Consider the following 18,232-nt stretch of genomic DNA (forward strand, 5'->3'; position numbering starts at 1 on the left):
GCGTCAATCGATGCGCCGCAGTTCGAAGCGGCTGCCTTGCTCGCAGCGCAGGATCGCGCAGGCGAAGGGGCCGAGCGGCAGCGCGTCGTTCGAGCGCTGCGCATCGACCCGCACCCAGCCGCGCAGGCTCGGACCGTCGGGGTTGGCGATCTCGCACAGCACGCCGTCTGTCGCGTCCAGCCGTTGGGCCGACGCCGTCGAAAGGCTGAAGATGCGACGCGCGCCGTCGTACTGGTCGCTCTCGGTGGATTGCACCTGGAGCCGGACGCGCGCATCCATCATCGCGCGGCGAAGCCTGTCGGTGGCGCGTTCGTCCACCTCGCCGACGTCGGTCAGCGCCACGCCGTAGCGCGCGCGTGCCATCGCGGCGCTGGTCACGCCGATGGCGACGTCGGCCGCCACGCGGGCCGGTTCGCGCAGCGCCGGGTCGCCCCAGCCGCCGCCGCCGGCGGTCTCGATGCGCAGGATGTCGTCCTGGTGCAACTCGAAGGCCGCGATCTTGCCGGGAATGGGCGAGGTCTCGATCGCCTTGCCTTCGCGCAGCACCGTGTAGCGGTTGCCCTGGCCGGCGCTGGCTCCCGCCACGCCGTAGGGCGGAATCGTGTTGCGGTCGGACAGAACCGAAAGCACGGCCTTCGCGTCCAGCACCCGGACTTCGCGCCGCATGCCGCAGCCGCCTCGGAAGCGGCCGTGGCCGTGGCTGTCGGCGCGGATCGCGATCTGCTCGACCTGCAGCGGCATCTCGCTTTCGATGACTTCCGCCGAGCCGATCGAATTGAAGTCGCCCTCGGTGTAGGTGCGCGTCACGTGGCTGCCGTCGCCGCGCCCGGTCGCTGCGGTGCCGCCGGCCGGGTATTCGTAGAACAGGTAGAAGGGACGCGCGCCCTGGCGGCCGCCGCCGCCGCCGGCGATGGAGGTGTGATTGCCGCTGCCCTTGAGGTCGCCCACCATCTTGGCCGGCACCGCCTGCCCCAGCGCGCCCGCGATGAGCGAGTCCAGCAATGTCTTGACCTCGACCGAGCCGGCACAGGCCACCGGTGCGCGGGCGTTGATGAAGCTGCCCTCGGGCGCGTGCACGCGGATCGGCTGGAAGGAGCCGTGGTTGATGGGCGTGTCCGGGTCGAGGAAGGCCTTCAGGATCGTCCCGGCCGAGTTGATCGCCATCGCCGGCCCCACGTTCGTCGGTCCCGCGGTCTGGGGCGAGGCGTCGAAGAAGTCGACGTCGATGGTGTCGTCGTGCACCGTCATGCGAAGCCGCGCGACCAGCGGTTCGGCCGTGTGGCCGTTGCTCTCCACATAGCCTTCGGCGCAATAGACGCCGTTGGGGCAGGCGCGGATGCGTTCGCGCATCACCAGCTCGGCATTGGCGATCAGGGTGGCGATCGCGTTCAGCATCGTCGCCGTGCCGAAGCGCGTGCACAGCCGGCGCACGTGCTCGCCCGCCTTGGTGGCCGCGCCCATCATGGTCTCGAAGTCGCCGCGCCGCTCCGCCGGTGCGCGCATGTTGGCGAACAGCAGCTCCATGATCTCGCGGTGGATCCTGTGGCCGGTGGCGATCCGCGTGGGCGGTATGCGCACGCCTTCCTGGTAGATCTCGGTCGAGCGGCCGGTGATGCTGCCCGCCGTCATGCCGCCCACGTCGCCCCAGTGGCTGCGCACCGCGGAGAACGCGACCAGCGTCGTGTCCACGAAGATGGGCTGGATCAGCAGGATGTCGTTGAGATGGGTGCCGCCGGTGTACGGGTCGTTGTGCAGGAAGGCGTCGCCGGGATGCATGTCGCTGCCGTAGCTGCGGATGATCTCGCCGGCCGAATGCGGCACCGCGAAGATGTGGATGGGGTTGTCGTCGAGCGATTGCGCCAGCAGCTTGCCGTCCGCCGTCAGCAGCGCGCACGAGAAGTCGTGGCCCTCGTAGATGATCGACGAAAAGGATGCGTGAATCACGTTGGCACGCATCTCGTTGACCACGGACACCATGGACTCGCGGATGAGTTCGAGCTCGCCGAACCTGGACATCGTCGGATCTCCTTGTCTACAACACGGAATGGAACGCGCGGAAGCTGCGCGCTGCGGGCGGGCGGTAGGTCTGCGCGCGGATGAAGGCCTCGTCCACCGTGATGCCCAGTCCCGGCTTGCGGGGCAATTCGATATGGCCCTGGACCGGCACCAGCGCATCCGGGGCGACCTGGTGCGAGATCGATTCCAGCGGAACGAAATACTCGGTGATGAGGAAGTTCGGCATCGTCGCCGCGGCCTGGACCGTCGCGGCCAGCGCCACCGAGGTCGAGTTGTAGTTGTGCGGCGAGACGGCCACCATGAAAGGCTCGGCCATCGCGGCGATTTCCTTGAGCTCGAGGATGCCGCCGACGTTGGACACGTCCGGGTTGATGATGTCCGCCGCCTCGGCCTCGAACACGGGTCGGAAGGCCGACTTGGTGTAAAGCTCCTCGCCGGTCACGATCGGCGTGCGCAGGCGCCGGCGGATCTGGGCCATGGCCTGGAGGTTGTGCGCCTGGCAGGGCTCCTCGAACCAGTAGATGCCGTATTCCTCGTAGCGCTGCGCGAGCGCGATCGCATGCATCGGCGCGAGCCGCCGATGGTTGTCGATCAGGATCTCCACGCCGTCGCCGACCGCGCTGCGCACCTCGGCCAGGATCTTGACGGCGACGTCCATCTGCTCCCGGGTGGCGAAGGTGCGCCAGGGCTTGGGCAGGGGATCCATCTTGATGGCGTCGAAGCCCTGCGCCACCATCCTGGCGGCAGCCTCGGCGTGCTCGCGTGGCGTCTCGAGTCCGTAACCCCATCCGTTGGCATAGACGCGGAAACGCTCGCGCATGGGACCGCCCAGCAGGTTGTAGACCGGTTGCCCGAGCGTGTGGCCCGCCGCGTCCCACATCGCCTGTTCCAGCGCGCTCAGCGCGGCGAAGAACTCGAGCGAGCCGCGCCGCTGCGCAAAGTCGTCGAAGGCGATCTGGCAGAAGTTCTTGATGCCGAAGACGCTGCGGCCCTTCAGGCAGCGGCTCAGCTCGGCGATCTGCTCGACGATCGCCCGATCGCGGTCGTATTGCGTGTAGGCCTCGCCCCATCCGACCACGCCGTCGGCGGTCTCCACGCGCACGAACACGAGGTTCTTGCGCCAGTCCGGATTGATGACGAAGGTCTCGATGCGCTCGATGGCCGTCCCCGGCGGACATGGCGTTTCTGCGATCGCCGTCGCGACGGCCGTCGCTGTCGAGCTCATGATTCGCCGGCTTCCGCGATGCTGGCATCGAGCGCCTCGCAGGCGCGGTCGATCTGCGCATCGGAGATGACCAGCGGCGGCGTGATCCGCAGCACGTTGGCATTGACGCCGGTGGTGGAGATCAGCCCGCCGCGCGCGACCATGGCGTGCTCGATCTTCTTCGCCGCGGCGGCGGCAGGCTCCTTGCCGCCGCGCTCCACGATCTCCAGGCCGATCATCAGCCCCTTGCCGCGCACGTCGCCGAGCATCGGCCTGCGGCGCTGGATGTCCTGCAGGTTCTTCATGAAGCGCTCGCCCGCCTTCTGCGCACGCTCGATCAGGTTCTCGGACTGGAGCACATCGAGCACCGCGTGCGCGGCCGCCATGCCGAGCTGGTTCTTCGCGCCATAGGTGGTGAAGTGGTCCGGCGGGTCGAAGGCGGTGCCGAGTTCCTCGGTCGCGATGAAGCCGCCCAGCGGCACGCCGCCGCCGATCGTCTTGGCGAAGGTCACGATGTCGGGCTTGGCGCCATACCACTCGTGCGCGAACCACTTGCCGGTGCGGCCGAAGCCGACGAACACCTCGTCGTGGATCAGCGTGACCTTGTACCTCGCCAGGATCTCCTGCACCTTTTTCCAATAGCCTTCGGGCGGCGTGATGACGCCGCCCACGCCCAGGATCGGCTCGGCGATCATCACCGCCGCATCGCCCGGCATGCGGGTCTTGATGGCGTCCTCGATGGCGTCCGCGCATTTCATTGCGCAGCTGTCGTTCTGGAGTCCGAACGGGCAGCGATAGCAGTAGGGCGCATGCACGTGCACGACCCCGGGGAAGATGCCGAAGGTGGCCATGCCGCGCTTCTGCTTGGACAGGCCGGTGAGCGCGGAGCTGAGCGACAGCCGGCCGTGAAAGCCGTGGTCGAAGGCGATGATGCCGTAGCCCTGCTTGCGCGTGTTGACGGCATGCTTGAGGCTGGCCTTGATCGCCCCCTCGTTGGATTCGGCGCCGCTGTTGGCGAAGAAGGTGCGCTTCAGGCGGTTGTCCGTGAGCCCGGCCAGCCTCTCGGCCAGCGTGAGGGTCATGCGGCTGTGGTAGCGCCCGGGCACCTGCAGCAGCAGATCGGCCTGCTTCTTGATGGCCTCGACCACCTTCGGGTGGCAGTGGCCCACCGAGGCCACGCCCGGGCCACCTTCGAGGTCGATGTACGAGCGGCCTTCCTCGTCGAAGATTTCCGCGCCGACGCCCCTGGTCAGCACCGGCTCGATGTTCTGGTTGACGACGAGGTAGTCGTTCAGCGATGTTGCGCTCTTCATGGAATCTCCTTGGGTCATGGGTGCGATGCGGTTTCGCGAAGATCAGGCGGGGTTCTTGCGGGGCCGTCCGCGGCGCTTCGGCGGCGGCGGCTCCTGCCGGTCGACGGTGGAAAGAAAGCGGTCGCGGCCGGCGAGGATGTGCTGCTCGAACAGGCGCCCGGCGAGTTCGGGGTTGTGGTCGATCAGCGCGGCGAGGATTTCGCGATGCTCTTCCTTGGAGGTGTTCATGCTGTTGCCCGAACGCAGGCCGCGCAGGCGATAGAGGCGCAATTCCTTGCTGAGCGAGATCTCGAGCTGGGCCAGGCGCGGGTTGTCGCTGAGCAGGAAGATCTGGCGATGGAATTCCAGGTTGAGCGGCAGGTATTCTTCCGCGCTGCTCGCGGCGTCCATGCGCTCGAGCAGGCCGCCGAGTGCCTTCGCGGAGACTGCCGTCATGCGGCGCGCGGCCTCGGTCGCGGCCAGCCGCGCCAGGGCCATGCGGATGTCGAAGATCGCCACCACGTCCTTGAGGTTGACGTTGCGAACGAAGACGCCCCGGTTGCGGATGATCTCGACCAGCCCGATCTGCTCGAGCGCGCGCGTGACCTCGCGCACCGGCGCGCGGCTGACCTTGAGGTTCTCGGCCAGCCGCTTTTCGTTGATGCGCGAGCCGGCCACGAGCTCGCCTCTCACCAGCATGCCTTCGATCTCGCGCTGGATGAGGTCGGTGAGGGAATGCTCTTCGAGGCTTTCGATGCTTTCTTTGTCTGACATGGTGTGTGTGCTTTTTTCGGCGGCATCCTCAGTTCGAAAAGACGACCAGCTTCTGCTCCGTCATTTCCAGGATCGCGTGGTGCGGGCCTTCGCGGCCCAGCCCACTGTTCTTGATGCCGCCATAGGGAACCTGGTCCGGACGGAAGGTGGAGGTGCCATTGATGATGACGCCGCCGCATTCGATTCTCCGGATCGCCTCGAAGGCGGTGGCGATGGAGGCCGTGAAGACGCCGCAGTTCAGGCCGAACTCGGTGCTGTTGATCCAGCGGATCGGCTCGTCGAAATCGTCATACGCGCGCACCACGATGACCGGGCCGAAGATCTCCTGGCAGACCACCTTCATGCTGTCCGTCACGTCGGTGATCACGGTGGGTTCGACGAAGGCGCCGCGGCGCTTGCCGCCGCACAGGATCTTCGCGCCGGCGGCCTCGGCTTCGCGCAGCCATGCCTCGATCCGCTCGGCGGCGGCTTCGTTGATGACGGGGCCGACATCCGTCTTCGCATCCAGCGGATCGCCCAGCACCATCTCGCGCACCACCGGCACGTGCAGGTCGAGGAAGCGGCCCAGCACGCTGCGATGGACGAACAGGTTCTGCACCGAGATGCAGCTCTGTCCCGCCAGCCGGGTGCCGTGCAGCGCCGTCATCCTGGCGGCGCGCTCGAGGTCGGCGTCGGCATGCACGATGTTGGGCCCGAGGCCGCCGAGTTCGAGCAGCACGCGGCGCATGCCGGCGGCCTGCCGCACGGCCGCGCCGCCGCGCGAACTGCCGGTGAAGGTGATGAAGTTCACCTTGGGGTTGCGCACCAGCGCCTCGCCCACGGGCGTGCGTCCATGCAGCAGGTTCACCGCGCCCGATGGCGCACCCGCATCGGCGAACAGCTCGATGGCGAGCCGCGCGCAGCTCGGGGCCTCGGGCGCCGACTTCAGCACCACCGCATTGCCCGCAGCGAAGGCCGGACCCAGCTTGTGGCACGTGAGGTTGAACGGCGCGTTGAAGGGCACGATCGCGCCCACCACGCCGACCGGAAAGCGCAGCATCATCGCAAGCTTGCCGGCGCCCGCTGCGCTGCCATCCAGCGGCAGGTGATCGCCCTGGATGCGGATGGCTTCCTCGGCGCACAGGCCGATCGTTTCGCTGGCGCGGCGGACTTCCTCGCGGGTGTCGCGCAGCACCTTGCCGGTTTCGCGCGTGATGGCCACCGCGATCTCCTCCAGCCGTTCGAGGATCGCGGTCTGCACGCGGCGCAGGACCGCGGCGCGTTCGTAGCCCGGCATCGCCGCCATGGCTGCCTTGGCGCGCGCGGCGGCCTCGACGGCCTCGTCGACCATGGCGCTCGACGCTTCGAGCGCGCGGCTGACGACCTGGCCGTTGTAGGGTGCGACGACGTCGAAGGGCGTGCCCGCATCCGACCAGCGGCCGTCGATGAAATTGCGCGCAAGAGCTTTGGAGGAGTCAGAAGTCATGTGGAAGCATCCCAGGTGGAAACGTGCCTATTCGGCGCTGTCTTGCCATTCGCAGACCAGCGCCTTGGATTCGTGCACGGTGGCGCGCCATCCGGGCGGCAGATAGGTGGTGGCGCCGAAGTCCTCGATGACGGCGGGTCCGTCGAACTGGTCGCCGGTGCGGCAGGCCGCGCGATCGATCACGCCGGCGCTGCGCCATTCGGTGCCGTCGAAGACCTCGCGCGAGATCGAGCCGGGCATGCGCGCGCCCTGCGCGAAATGTGCATAGGTCTCTTCGAACACGAGCGAGGGCTTCTCGATGTCGCCGGTCGCGGCCAGCCGCAGCGTGGTCACTTCCAGCGCGCTTTCGTCGCTGGCATAGCCGAAGGTTTCGCGGTGGCGCTGGTGGAAGCGCGCCGCCAGGTCCGATGCCTGATCCTCGGCTTCGTGCCACGGAATGGACAGCGTGAACGACTGGCCGGCGTAGCGGATGTCCACCGAGTGGCTGAACGAGCGCTGCGCCGCGGCCACGCTTTCCGCTTCCAGATAGGCGTGGCCCTGCGCCAGCAGTTCGACGGACAGCTCGCGCATCTGCGCCACGGCCGTGGCTTCGAGGGTGCCGATCCATGGGACGCTGAAGTCGCGGCGGTAGTCGGCGCACATCTGGCCGAGCGCCGAGATATGGCCGGGAAAAGGCGGCACGATCACCCGGCGCATGCCGAGCTCCGTCGCCACGAGAAAGGCATGCAGCGGCCCGGCGCCGCCGTAGGGGATCAACGCGAATTCGCGCGGATCGAAGCCGCGATGCACCGAGATCTCGCGCACGGCGGCGGCCATTTTCGAGATCGCGATCTCCACGGCGACCGAGGCCAGCTTCACCGTGTCGGGCAGCACGGCCGCGCCCCCGAGCTTGTCGCGCAATCCTTCGAACGCACTCTGCGCCGCCGGCACCGACAGGCGCAGCTCGCTGGCGATCGCATGGTCGGCCGGCAGACGGCCGAGCACCAGGTTGGCATCCGAGATGGTGGGGAGCGTGCCGCCTCGCCCGTAGCAGGCCGGGCCGGGAAAGGCGCCCGCGCTTTCGGGGCCGACGTCCAGTGTGCCGTCCTCGCGTGCGCGCACGATGCTGCCGCCGCCGGCGCCGATGGTGTGGATGTCGAGCTGCGGCGCGCGCAGCGGATAGGCATAGACCTGGTTGTCGAACGACAGCCGCGGTTGCCCGCGATGCACCAGCGCCACGTCGGTGCTGGTCCCGCCCATGTCGAAAGTGATGAAGTCCTCCACTCCCATCTGACGGCCCAGCGCCATCGAGGCGATGACGCCGCCCACGGGACCGGACAGGAAGGTGCCGACCACGAACCTGGCGGCCTGGTCGAAGCTCATGGCGCCGCCGTTGGAGCTCATGATGCTCAGAGGCACGTGCACGCCGCGCGCCACCAGCGCGTCCTCGAGTGCGCCGAGATAGCGCTGCATCGTCGGCATCAGGTAGGCGTTCAGCACGCAGGTGGAGGTGCGCTCGTACTCGCCGCGTTCCCGAACGATCTCGGTGGACATGACGACCGGCACGCCCGGCAGATGGCGCGACAGCATCTCGCACAAGGCCCGCTCGTTGGCCGGATTGCGATGCGCGTTGATCAGGCAGACGGCGACCGCCTGCACGTCCTTCTCAAGGATGCGCTCGGCGAGTGACGACACCTGCGCCGGGTCCACCGGACGCAGGACCTCGCCGCTGCCGGTGATGCGCTCGTCGATCTCGAAGCGCCGGTCGCGCGGCACGAGCGGCGGCGTGCGCCGGAAGAACATGTCGAACAGTCCGCCTAGCAGGCGGCGCGTGCGGCCGACCTCGAGCACGTCGCGAAAACCGGCCGTGGTCACCAGCGCCGTGCGTGCGCCCTTGAGCTCCAGCAGCGCGTTGGTCGAGATGGTGGTTCCGTGCGCGACGCGCATCACGTCGGCGCCATGCACCTGCAGGCTGTCCAGTGCGGACACGATGCCTTTCCATTGTTCGCCGGGAAACGACGGCACCTTGGCCACACGAAAGCGGCGGCTGCGCCGATCGAAACACACGATGTCGGTGAAGGTGCCCCCGACATCGATGCCCACCATCAGGTACATGAAGCGTCCTTGCTCATAAATAATCTCTGATCGTCGACAATATTATCGAATTTCTGCGTTAAGGGTTGCGCGGAGATGTTGGTGATTTCCCTATGAAATTCGATCGAAACAGTCGTTGACCAAGTTGCCGACATAGAAGACGATATTCCATGATGCTTGGTCGTTAGCGAAAAAGGCTGCAGGGCCTCTTTCGGGTCTAAGGAGATATTGCTTGATCTTTGCCGACAATATGGTGGAAATACATCCGCAGACCGGCGAACGCCTCGCCGGTGCCGGCGCCGCGCCGGGCGAGCCGGCGGCGGTGATGGTGCGCATCGAGGGACTGCGCAAGTCCTTCGGCACCCAGGAGGTGCTCCGGGGCATCGATCTCACGGTGCGCAAGGGCGAAGCCATCTCCGTCATCGGCCCGAGCGGGTCCGGCAAGAGCACGATGCTTCGCTGCATCAACTACCTGGAAGAGCCGGACGGCGGGTCGATCTATCTCGACGGCCATCTGCTGGGCCAGGAGGAGCGCAACGGCCGGCGCGTCGCGATGAAGGCTGCGCGTCTGAACGCACTTCGCGCGGAAACAGGCATGGTGTTCCAGCATTTCAACCTGTGGCCGCACATGACCGTGCTGGACAACCTGGTCGAAGCACCGATGCGCGTACGCCACCGCAGCCGTGCCCAGGCGGTGGAGACGGCGCGCGAACTGCTCGCCCGGGTCGGCCTGTCCGAGAAGGAAAAGGAATATCCGCTTCGCCTGTCCGGCGGACAGCAGCAACGTGTGGCGATCGCCCGGGCGCTCGCGATGAGCCCGAAGATCATGCTGTTCGACGAGGTCACCTCCGCGCTCGATCCCGAACTCGTGGGCGAAGTCCTTCAGCTCATGCAGGCGCTCGCACGCGGCGGCATGACCATGATCGTCGTCACCCATGAGATGGATTTCGCGCGGCAGGTGTGCGATCGGGTGGTCTTCATGGACAAGGGCCAGATCGTCGAAGCCGGCGCGCCCGATGTCGTCTTCCGCCATCCGAGCGATCCCCGCACCCAGCAGTTTCTCTCGCGCGTGCTTCACCGGCTCGGTGACGGCGAGCGATGAGGGTGGCGTTTCGACGCGATCGGAACCCGTTGGCCGTGGCACTGGGCTGCGCCTGCCAGAAAGTCTTTATTACGAAGGAGTGGTCATGACGAATTCGACAGTGATTCAGGCCGGCGCATCGGTCGCAGGCACCATGCTCAAGCGCAGCGCGCGCATCGCATTGCTCGCCCTCGCGGTACCCGCGGCCTGGGCCCAGGGTGCCAGCCAGTGCATGACCGTGGAGAAGGTCCGCGCCGCGGGCGGATGGAACATCGTGACGCAGGTGCCGCAGTTCGAGCCGTATTGGTATGCCGACGACAAGGGCACGCTGCAGGGCATGGACCACGACATGCTGACCGAGGTCAACAAGGTGCTGAACATTCCCGCCACGCGCTACACCACCGTGGCCTGGGCCGGTGTGCTGCCGGCGCTGCAGGCCGGCAAGAGCGACTTCGTGCCATTGGCCATCGCCGTGACAGACGCGCGGCGAAAGACCTTCGCGTTCTCCTATCCCGAGGGCGACAACTCGATCGTGATCTTCACGCGCCCCGACGCCGGCATCAAGGGGCCGGCCGATCTGGTCGGCAAGACGGTCGGCGTCGAGATCGGTTCGGCCGGCGAGTCCACTGCCATGGCGCTCAGGGAAAAGGCCAAGGCCGACGGCAAGGACATCAGCATCAAGGCCTACCAGCACAACGTGGATGAATTCCTGGACCTGGGCAACAAGCGCATCGATGCGGTGCTGATCAACGGCGCGCCGGTCGCGGCCTACATGAAGAAGCATCCCGGCAAGTTCGTCAATGCCGGCCTGGCGGACAAGCCCTTGTATGCGTCCTGGGTGTTCCGCAAGGAGGACTTCGGCGCACCCGGCTGCATCGGCGACGAAGTGAATCGCGCGCTCAAGGTCTTGCGCGAGAAGGGGGCCACCAAGGCGATCCAGATGAAGTGGTTCGACCATGAAATGCAGCTGCCGGACTATGCGACCTGGAAGAGCGTCGAGTAAGACCGAGCGACGGAGACCCTCGTGAACATCGATCTGCAAGCGTTCTTCGATCCGCGCCAGGTGCTGGACAACACCGATGTCCTTCTCGCCGGCGCCTGGACCACGATCGAGCTCTCGGTGGTGTCGGCGGTGATGGCCGGCGTCGTCGGCGTGATCCTGTCCACCACGCGCTCCTCGCGCTGGCGCATGGTGTCCGGGGTCACGCGAACGTGGATCGAGCTGGTGCGCGGCACGCCGCTGCTGGTGCAGATGTACCTGCTTTATTACGGCCTGCCTTCGCTGGGCATCACCTTGTCGCCGCTGGTCGCGGCGGCGCTGGCGCTGGGGCTGAATTCGGGCGCCTATGTGTGCGAGATCCTGCGCTCCGCATTGACGGCGGTCGTGCGTGCGCAAAGCGAAAGCGCAAGGGCGCTGGGCATGGGCCATGCGATCACGCAGATCCGCGTGGTGTACCCGCAGGCCATCCCGATCGCCTTGCCCGGCCTGATTGGCGAGGTGATCGACATCGTGAAGTGGAGTTCGATCGCCTCCATCGTCGTGGTGCCGGAAGCGACCCAGGTCGTTTCGCAGATCGTGGCGCAGAGCTACCGCGGCTTCGGCATCATGTTTCTGACGCTGGCGCTGTTCTACCTGGCGCTGACCTTCTCGCTGTCGACGCTGAGCCGCCGTCTGGAAAAGCGCATCACGCGCTATCGGGTCAGGGTGGCACATGCTTGAGCTGAATTTCGCGCCGGTCTTCAAGGCCTTCGACCAGCTCATGGCCGCGGCCATGTACAGCCTCGCCATCGGCGTGGCGGCGATGGTGCTCGCCATGCTGGTCGGTACGCTGGGCATGGCGCTTTCGCAGATGCGATCCAGGGCCGCCAGGCGCGCCGTGCTCGTCTATGTGGACCTGTTCCGCGGCACGCCGCTGCTGGTGCAGATCCTGGTCCTGTTCTACGGACCTTCGGCACTGGGCGTGCCGATCCCTCCCTACGCCTCGGGGATCATTGCACTCGGGCTCTACTACGGCGCCTACATCATGGAGATCATGCGCGGCGCGTTCGAGAGCATCCCCGCCGGCCATGTCGATGCCGCGCGCGCGATGGGCATGCCGGGCTCGCGCATCTTCTGGCGCATCCAGTTGCCGCAGACGATCGCCGTCGTCGTCTCGCCGCTGTCGGGTCAGTTCGCGCGCCTGTTCAAGGCCTCATCGCTGCTGTCCGTGATCGGTGTCACCGAGCTGACCGTGCGCGGCCACGTGATCATGACCAACACGCTCGCGCCCATCGAAACCTGGCTGGTCGTCGCCGGGATCTATCTGTTCTTCAACACCATCGTCGTGGTCGGTGCCCATCTTCTCGAGCAGCATCTGACGCGCGGGCGGCGCTGACAACGGTTCATGCGCCAAGCTGATCGCCTGGGGCGAGGACGACGAGCGTGTCATTACGCACAACGACCGAAGCGGCAGAGTAAGACGAATTCCTGAAAGGGTTTATCCCGGCTGACTGCGACAGGTCATCCGTAACAATTGAACACAATTCTGGCCACCTTTTCCATGCCGGCCATCGCTTGAAGGAGCGTCATGAAGACCGTGCGTGTTCTCTGTTGCGCCGCTGCGCTGGCCCTCGCCGGCGCCGGCGCGAGTGCCCAGATCCTGGTCGGGCAGTCGGCCGACATGTCGGGCCCGGTCGCCGCCAGCGTGAAGGAGACGATCGCCGGCTCTCAGCTTGTCATCGACGATGTCAACGCCCATGGCGGCGTCAATGGCGAGCAGATCGAGGTGATCCGTCTCGACGACGGCCTCGATGTCAAGCGCTCGGTCGAGAACACGCGCATCCTGATCGAGGACAAGAAGGTCGTCGCCTTGCTGCTCAATCGCGGCACGCCCAACACGCTGGCGGTGATTCCGCTGCTGGACAAGTACGGCGTGGCGCTGATCGGCCCTTCCACCGGCGCGATGGCGCTGCACAAGCCCTTGCAGAAGAGCGTGTTCAACGTGCGCTCGACCTACCAGCGCGAGGCCGAGAAGGCGATCCAGTACCTGTCCACCGTCGGCATCCAGCGCATCGCGGTCGTCCAGGCCGACGACTCCTTCGGCAAGGACGCGATGGAAGGCGCGGTGAAAGGTTTTGCGCAGGCGAAGATGAAGCCGATCGTGGTGGTGATGGCCGACCGCAACAAGCCCAACTACGCGACCATGGTGCCGCAGCTGGTCGACTCGAAAGCCCAGGCGGTCGTGTGGATCGGCTCGGGCACCGCGGTGACCGACGGCGTCAAGGCGCTGCGGGCGGCGGGTTCGGCGGCGCAGATCATCACGCTCTCGAACAACGCCGCCTCGGGCTTCATCAAGGAACTCGGCACCGCCAGCGCGGGCGTGATCGTGACCCAGGTGCTGCCCTACGAGCGTTCCTTCGGCCATCCGATGATCAAGGAGGCGATGGCGCTGGCGAAGGCCAAGGGCCAGAACGAGCTGTCGCCGGCGCTGCTCGAAGGCTTCGTCGCCACCAAGGTGCTGGTGGAGGTGCTTCGCCGCGCCGGGCCCAAGCCGACCCGCGCCCGGGTGCTCGCGGCGCTCAACAACTTCCAGTTCGACGTGGGCGGCGGCCTCGATGTGAGCTACACGCCGCAGGATCACTCGGGCATCAGCTACGTCGATCTGTCGATCATCAGCGGCGGACGGTTCAAGCGCTGAGGCGGCGGGCAGAGGCGGGACTGTCGCACCCGGCGCTCAGGCGCCGGCACGCAGCGCGCGCCGATATTGAACCGCCTCCGCCACATGCGCGGCCTGCACCTCGCCGGCGCCGGCCAGGTCCGCGATCGTGCGCGCGACCTTCAGCGCGCGGTGCGTGCTGCGCGCCGACCAGCCGAGCCTTGCCGCGGCCGCGTGCATGAACTTCAACGCTGCCGGCTCGAGCGCGGCATGGCGGTCGATCTCGGTGCCTTGCAGCGCCTGGTTGGGCTTGCCCTGTCGCGCCAGCGCGAACGCGCGCGCCGCCGCCACGCGCGCACGGATGCCCTCGGTCGCGTCGCCGGCCGGCACGTCGAGCAACTGCTGTGCCGAGACCGCGGGCACCTCGATGTGCAGGTCGATGCGGTCGAGCAGGGGACCGCTGAGCTTGCCCTGGTAGCGCAGCACCTGGTCCGGCGTGCAGCGGCAGGCCTTGAGCGTCGAGCCGAGGTAGCCGCACGGACACGGGTTCATGGCCGCGATCAACTGGAAGCGCGCGGGAAATTCGGCCCGGCGCGCGGCGCGCGCGATCGTGATGCTGCCGGTCTCCAGCGGCTCGCGCAGCGCCTCGAGCGCGGAGCGGCTGAACTCGGGAAACTCGTCGAGAAAGAGCACACCGTGGTGCGCCAGCGAGATCTCGCCCGGCCGCGGCGGCGAGCCGCCGCCGACGAGGGCCACGGCGCTGGCGGTGTGATGCGGGCTCACCGTGGGCCGGCACATCCAGCGCTCGACCGCGAAGCGGCCGCCCAGGCTGGCGATGGCAGCGCTTTCGAGCGCTTCGTCGACGCTCATCGCCGGCAGCACACCGGCGAAGCGCTGGGCCAGCATGGACTTGCCGGAGCCCGGCGGCCCGACCATCAGCAGGCTGTGGTTGCCGGCGGCCGCGATTTCGAGGGCGCGCTTGGCGCCCGCATGCCCTTTCACATCGGCGAGATCGGCGGGCCGCACCGCCGGTCGCGCGGCCTGCGGCACAACCCGCGCCCATCCGTCTGCGCCGGCTTCGGGCAGCGGCTGGGCTGCATCGGCCGCGAGAAACTGCCGTACGACGTCGAGCAGGTGCGCCGCGCCATACACCTCGGCGCCGGGCACCAGCGCGGCTTCCTGGGCGCTGTCGGCGGGCAGCACCAGCCGCGTCGCGATCCCGCGCATGTGCAGGGCCAGCGCCATCGCGAGCGCGCCGCGCACGGGCCTGAGTTGACCCGATAGCGAGAGCTCGCCTGCGAACTCGTTACCCGCGAGCCGCGACGATTCGATCTGGCCGCTCGCCGCGAGGATCCCGAGCGCGATCGGCAGATCGAAGCGGCCCGAATCCTTCGGCAGGTCGGCCGGCGCGAGGTTCACCGTGATGCGCTTGTTGTTGGGGAATTCGAGCCCGGCGTTCTGGATCGCCGAGCGCACGCGTTCGCGTGCTTCCTTCACTTCGACATCGGCCAGGCCTACCAGCGTGAAGCTCGGCAGGCCGTTGGCCAGATGCACCTCGACCGTGACGCTCGCGGCTTCCAGGCCCAGCAAGGCACGGCTCTGCACCAAAGACAGACTCATTCCTCTCCCTTTCCCCAAGATGGTGCTTTCCATCTCTTGTTCGATCTGCTGCATGCCCGGCCCGGCGGCGTTGTTACAGCCTTTTGACAGTTTGGCACGCTCCCTGCTTTGACCTGGATTCCATTCCATTTCAAAACACTCCGAGGAGTCTCTCGATGATGCACCGTAAAACCGTCCGGCTGCTGGCCGCGGTCGCCTTCGCCGCCCTGCCGATGCTCGCGAGCGCGCAGACCGCCGACGCCAGCGCAGCGCCGGCGGCGGCCCCAGCCCCGAACCTCACCGGCAACGTCTCGCTCACCAGCGACTACAAGTTCCGTGGCCAGGACCAGGACGTGATCGGCAGCAACGGCTTTGCCAAGACCCGCTCGGTCAAGCCCGCCGTGCAGGGCGGCTTCGACTACACCTTCGGCGACAGCGGCTTCTACGTCGGCAACTGGAACTCCAGCGTCAACTGGCTCAACGGCAACAGCATCGAGACCGACCTGTACGGCGGCTACAAGATGAAGGCAGGCGTCTTCGACCTCGACTTCGGCGTGCTCACCTACCTGTACCCCGGCAACACGCGCGGCAACACCACCGAGCTCTACGGCTCGGCCGGCTACACCGACGAGGTGATCGGCTCCTTCACGCTGAAGTACTCGCACACCGTCTCCAAGGACTACTTCAACTACGCGGGCAACAAGGACGGCTCGGGCCTGAGCGGGCGCAACACGGGCTACCTGAACCTGGCCTATTCGAAGGAGATCATGCCCAAGCTCACGCTCAAGGCCGCCCTGGGCTACACGCACATGAGCGCGGACATCCGCAGCCTGGGCTACAAGAGCTACGTCGACTACAACGTGGGCGCCTCCTACGACTTCGGCAACGGCCTGTCGCTGGCCGGCTCGGTGCAGGGCGCGAACCAGAAGAACGCCTACCTGCTGACCGCCAGCCCGGGCGTGGACTTCGGCTTCGGGCCCATCGGCGCCACCACCTACTCGCCCAACAAGGCGCGCTTCATCGTCACGCTGACCAAGACGCTCTAGTCATGAAGAAGCGCGGCCCGCGCGGCCGCGCCGTCCCGTTCCATCGTTAGGAGATACACCATGAAGCTGGTCACAGCCATCATCAAACCGTTCAAGCTCGACGAAGTGCGCGAAGCGCTCTCGGCGATCGGTGTGCAGGGCATCACCGTCACCGAGGTCAAGGGCTTCGGCCGCCAGAAGGGCCACACCGAGCTGTACCGCGGCGCCGAATACGTCGTCGACTTCCTGCCCAAGGTCAAGATCGAAGCGGCCGTGGCCGACGAGCTCGTCGAGCGCGTGATCGAGGCTGTCGAGAGCGCCGCCCGCACCGGGAAGATCGGCGATGGCAAGGTCTTCGTCTACGACCTGGAGCAGGTCGTCCGGATCCGCACCGGCGAAACAGGGCGCGAGGCGCTCTGACCGCAAGGCACGAAAGAAAAAACCAAATGAAAAAACTGCTTGTCTCACTCGCGCTCGGCCTGAGCGTTTTCCTGGCCGGCACGGCCGGCTTTGCCCAGACGACGGCGCCTGCAGCCGACGCCTCGGCCGCGGCACCTGCGGCTGCTGCGCCCGCTCCGGCAGCCGCCGCTGCACCGGCCACAGCCGCCGCCGCATCCGCGCCGGCCGCCGATGCGTCGGCCGCCGCGGCACCCAGCTTCAACAAGGGCGACACCGCCTGGATGATGGTGTCGACGCTGCTCGTGATCATGATGACCGTGCCCGGCCTCGCGCTGTTCTACGGCGGCCTGGTGCGCAGCAAGAACATGCTGTCGGTGCTGATGCAGGTGATGGTCACCTTCTCGATGATCGTGGTGCTGTGGCTCATCTATGGCTACAGCCTCGCGTTCACCGAGGGGAATTCCTTCGTCGGCGGCTTCGATCGGCTCTTCATGAAGGGCATCTTCGATGCGGCCACCGGCGTGTTCGCGCCGGGTGCGACCTTCAGCAAGGGCGTCTACATCCCCGAACTGCTGTTCGCCGCCTTCCAGGCCACCTTCGCCGGCATCACCTGCTGCCTGATCGTCGGTGCCTTCGCCGAGCGCATCAAGTTCTCGGCCGTGCTGCTGTTCATGGCGATCTGGTTCACCTTCAGCTATGCACCGATCGCGCACATGGTCTGGTTCTGGATGGGCCCCGATGCCTACGCCAACAAGGACGTGGTCGATGCGATGAACGCCAAGGCCGGCCTGATCTGGCAATGGGGCGCGCTCGACTTCGCGGGCGGCACCGTGGTGCACATCAACGCCGCCGTCGCCGGCCTCGTGGGCGCGGTGCTGGTCGGCAAGCGCATCGGCTACGGCAAGGAAGCCTTCACGCCGCACTCGCTCACGCTCACCATGGTCGGCGCCTCGCTGCTGTGGGTCGGCTGGTTCGGCTTCAACGCGGGCTCCGCGCTCGAAGCCGGCACCAGCGCGGTGCTGGCCTTCATGAACACCTTCTCGGCCACAGCCGCGGCGGTGCTGGCATGGTGCATCGGCGAAGCGCTGATGCGCGGCAAGGCCTCGATGCTCGGCGCTGCGTCGGGTGCCGTCGCCGGCCTGGTGGCGATCACGCCGGCCGCCGGCAATGTCGGCCTGATGGGCGCGATCGTGGTCGGCTTCGTCGCCGGCTTCGCCTGCCTCTGGGGCGTCAACGGCCTCAAGCATCTGCTGAAGGCGGACGACTCGCTCGACGTCTTCGGCGTGCACGGCGTCGGCGGCATCGTCGGCGCGCTCCTGACCGGCGTCTTCAACACCCAGGCGCTCGGCGGTCCTGGCCTGGTGGGCGACTGGGTCACGGCAGCCGTGACCTCCAACGGCATCGGTGCCCAGGTCTGGATCCAGCTGAAGGCCGTGGTGCTGACCATCGTGTGGTCGGGCGTGGTGGCCTTCATCGCCTTCAAGATCGCCGACCTCACCATCGGCCTGCGCGTGACCGAGGAAGAAGAGCGCGAAGGCCTCGATATCTCGTCGCACGGCGAAACCGCCTACAACCGCTGAAGCGAACCGGCCGCCGCGCGCGGCCCGCTTCTTGCAACGGAAACAACGGGTTCTCCTTTGGATGTTCAGCCCGCCAGCGCTTCGGTGCC

15 protein-coding genes are annotated in these 18,232 nt (G+C 67.1%); 8 read left to right on the top strand and 7 right to left on the bottom strand.

Annotated elements, in window-relative coordinates; genetic code table 11:
• Positions 1-3: 3 nt before the first annotated feature.
• The 6 genes from E5P2_RS01115 to E5P2_RS01140 are packed head-to-tail and all read right to left on the bottom strand — an operon-like array spanning position 4 to position 8,845.
• Positions 4-2,016, bottom strand: coding sequence for a hydantoinase B/oxoprolinase family protein (locus E5P2_RS01115; protein WP_162565342.1), 2,013 nt, complete (start codon positions 2,014-2,016; stop codon positions 4-6).
• A gap of 16 nt (positions 2,017-2,032) precedes the next feature.
• The gene (locus E5P2_RS01120; RefSeq protein WP_162565343.1) at positions 2,033-3,241 is read right to left on the bottom strand and encodes a mandelate racemase/muconate lactonizing enzyme family protein; all 1,209 of its coding nucleotides are present in this window, start codon (positions 3,239-3,241) and stop codon (positions 2,033-2,035) included.
• The gene (locus E5P2_RS01125) at positions 3,238-4,533 is read right to left on the bottom strand and encodes an aspartate aminotransferase family protein (RefSeq protein WP_162565344.1); all 1,296 of its coding nucleotides are present in this window, start codon (positions 4,531-4,533) and stop codon (positions 3,238-3,240) included. Before E5P2_RS01125 ends, E5P2_RS01120 begins: the two co-directional genes overlap by 4 nt.
• Positions 4,534-4,575: 42 nt before the next feature.
• Positions 4,576-5,286 carry an FCD domain-containing protein gene (locus E5P2_RS01130; protein ID WP_162565345.1) on the bottom strand — a complete coding sequence of 237 codons (711 nt, stop codon included), beginning with the start codon at positions 5,284-5,286 and terminating at the stop codon, positions 4,576-4,578.
• A 28-nt stretch (positions 5,287-5,314) separates the two neighbouring features.
• The gene (locus E5P2_RS01135) at positions 5,315-6,751 is read right to left on the bottom strand and encodes an aldehyde dehydrogenase family protein (protein ID WP_162565346.1); all 1,437 of its coding nucleotides are present in this window, start codon (positions 6,749-6,751) and stop codon (positions 5,315-5,317) included.
• A 27-nt stretch (positions 6,752-6,778) separates the two neighbouring features.
• Complete coding sequence (locus E5P2_RS01140) at positions 6,779-8,845, bottom strand: hydantoinase/oxoprolinase family protein (protein ID WP_162565347.1); 2,067 nt, start codon at positions 8,843-8,845, stop codon at positions 6,779-6,781.
• Positions 8,846-9,149: 304 nt separating this feature from the next.
• Between E5P2_RS01140 and E5P2_RS01145 the strand changes: the two genes are divergently transcribed.
• The 5 genes from E5P2_RS01145 to E5P2_RS01165 all read left to right on the top strand — a co-directional run bounded on the left by E5P2_RS01145 (position 9,150) and on the right by E5P2_RS01165 (position 13,582).
• On the top strand, positions 9,150-9,926 hold the full coding sequence (locus E5P2_RS01145; protein ID WP_162570296.1) for an amino acid ABC transporter ATP-binding protein: 777 nt from the start codon (positions 9,150-9,152) through the stop codon (positions 9,924-9,926).
• A gap of 85 nt (positions 9,927-10,011) precedes the next feature.
• A complete protein-coding gene (locus E5P2_RS01150; protein ID WP_162565348.1) occupies positions 10,012-10,908 on the top strand; it encodes an ABC transporter substrate-binding protein in 897 nt (298 codons plus the stop codon).
• Positions 10,909-10,929: 21 nt separating this feature from the next.
• Positions 10,930-11,625, top strand: a complete 696-nt coding sequence (locus tag E5P2_RS01155) for an amino acid ABC transporter permease (protein ID WP_162565349.1) — start codon at positions 10,930-10,932, stop codon at positions 11,623-11,625.
• The gene (locus E5P2_RS01160; RefSeq protein ID WP_162565350.1) at positions 11,618-12,280 is read left to right on the top strand and encodes an amino acid ABC transporter permease; all 663 of its coding nucleotides are present in this window, start codon (positions 11,618-11,620) and stop codon (positions 12,278-12,280) included. The genes E5P2_RS01155 and E5P2_RS01160 overlap by 8 nt, the downstream gene beginning before the upstream one ends.
• 192 nt (positions 12,281-12,472) lie before the next feature.
• Complete coding sequence (locus tag E5P2_RS01165) at positions 12,473-13,582, top strand: ABC transporter substrate-binding protein (protein WP_162565351.1); 1,110 nt, start codon at positions 12,473-12,475, stop codon at positions 13,580-13,582.
• A gap of 36 nt (positions 13,583-13,618) precedes the next feature.
• On the opposite strand, the gene E5P2_RS01170 is transcribed toward E5P2_RS01165, so the two are convergent.
• Positions 13,619-15,160 (bottom strand): YifB family Mg chelatase-like AAA ATPase, encoded by a 1,542-nt coding sequence (locus E5P2_RS01170; RefSeq protein ID WP_162565352.1) that lies wholly within the window; start codon positions 15,158-15,160, stop codon positions 13,619-13,621.
• A 158-nt stretch (positions 15,161-15,318) separates the two neighbouring features.
• On the opposite strand from E5P2_RS01170, the gene E5P2_RS01175 reads away from it, so the two are divergent.
• The 3 genes from E5P2_RS01175 to E5P2_RS01185 are packed head-to-tail and all read left to right on the top strand — an operon-like array spanning position 15,319 to position 18,143.
• Positions 15,319-16,185 carry a TorF family putative porin gene (locus tag E5P2_RS01175; RefSeq protein WP_443083542.1) on the top strand — a complete coding sequence of 289 codons (867 nt, stop codon included), beginning with the start codon at positions 15,319-15,321 and terminating at the stop codon, positions 16,183-16,185.
• 60 nt (positions 16,186-16,245) lie between these two features.
• Entirely contained in the window at positions 16,246-16,584 is a 339-nt protein-coding gene (gene glnK / locus E5P2_RS01180) for a P-II family nitrogen regulator (protein WP_162565354.1), read from the top strand.
• A gap of 26 nt (positions 16,585-16,610) precedes the next feature.
• Entirely contained in the window at positions 16,611-18,143 is a 1,533-nt protein-coding gene (locus tag E5P2_RS01185) for an ammonium transporter (protein WP_174262629.1), read from the top strand.
• Positions 18,144-18,232: the final 89 nt, after the last annotated feature.

It is taken from the genome of Variovorax sp. SRS16, assembly GCF_901827165.1.
In the GTDB taxonomy this organism is placed as follows: domain Bacteria; phylum Pseudomonadota; class Gammaproteobacteria; order Burkholderiales; family Burkholderiaceae_C; genus Variovorax.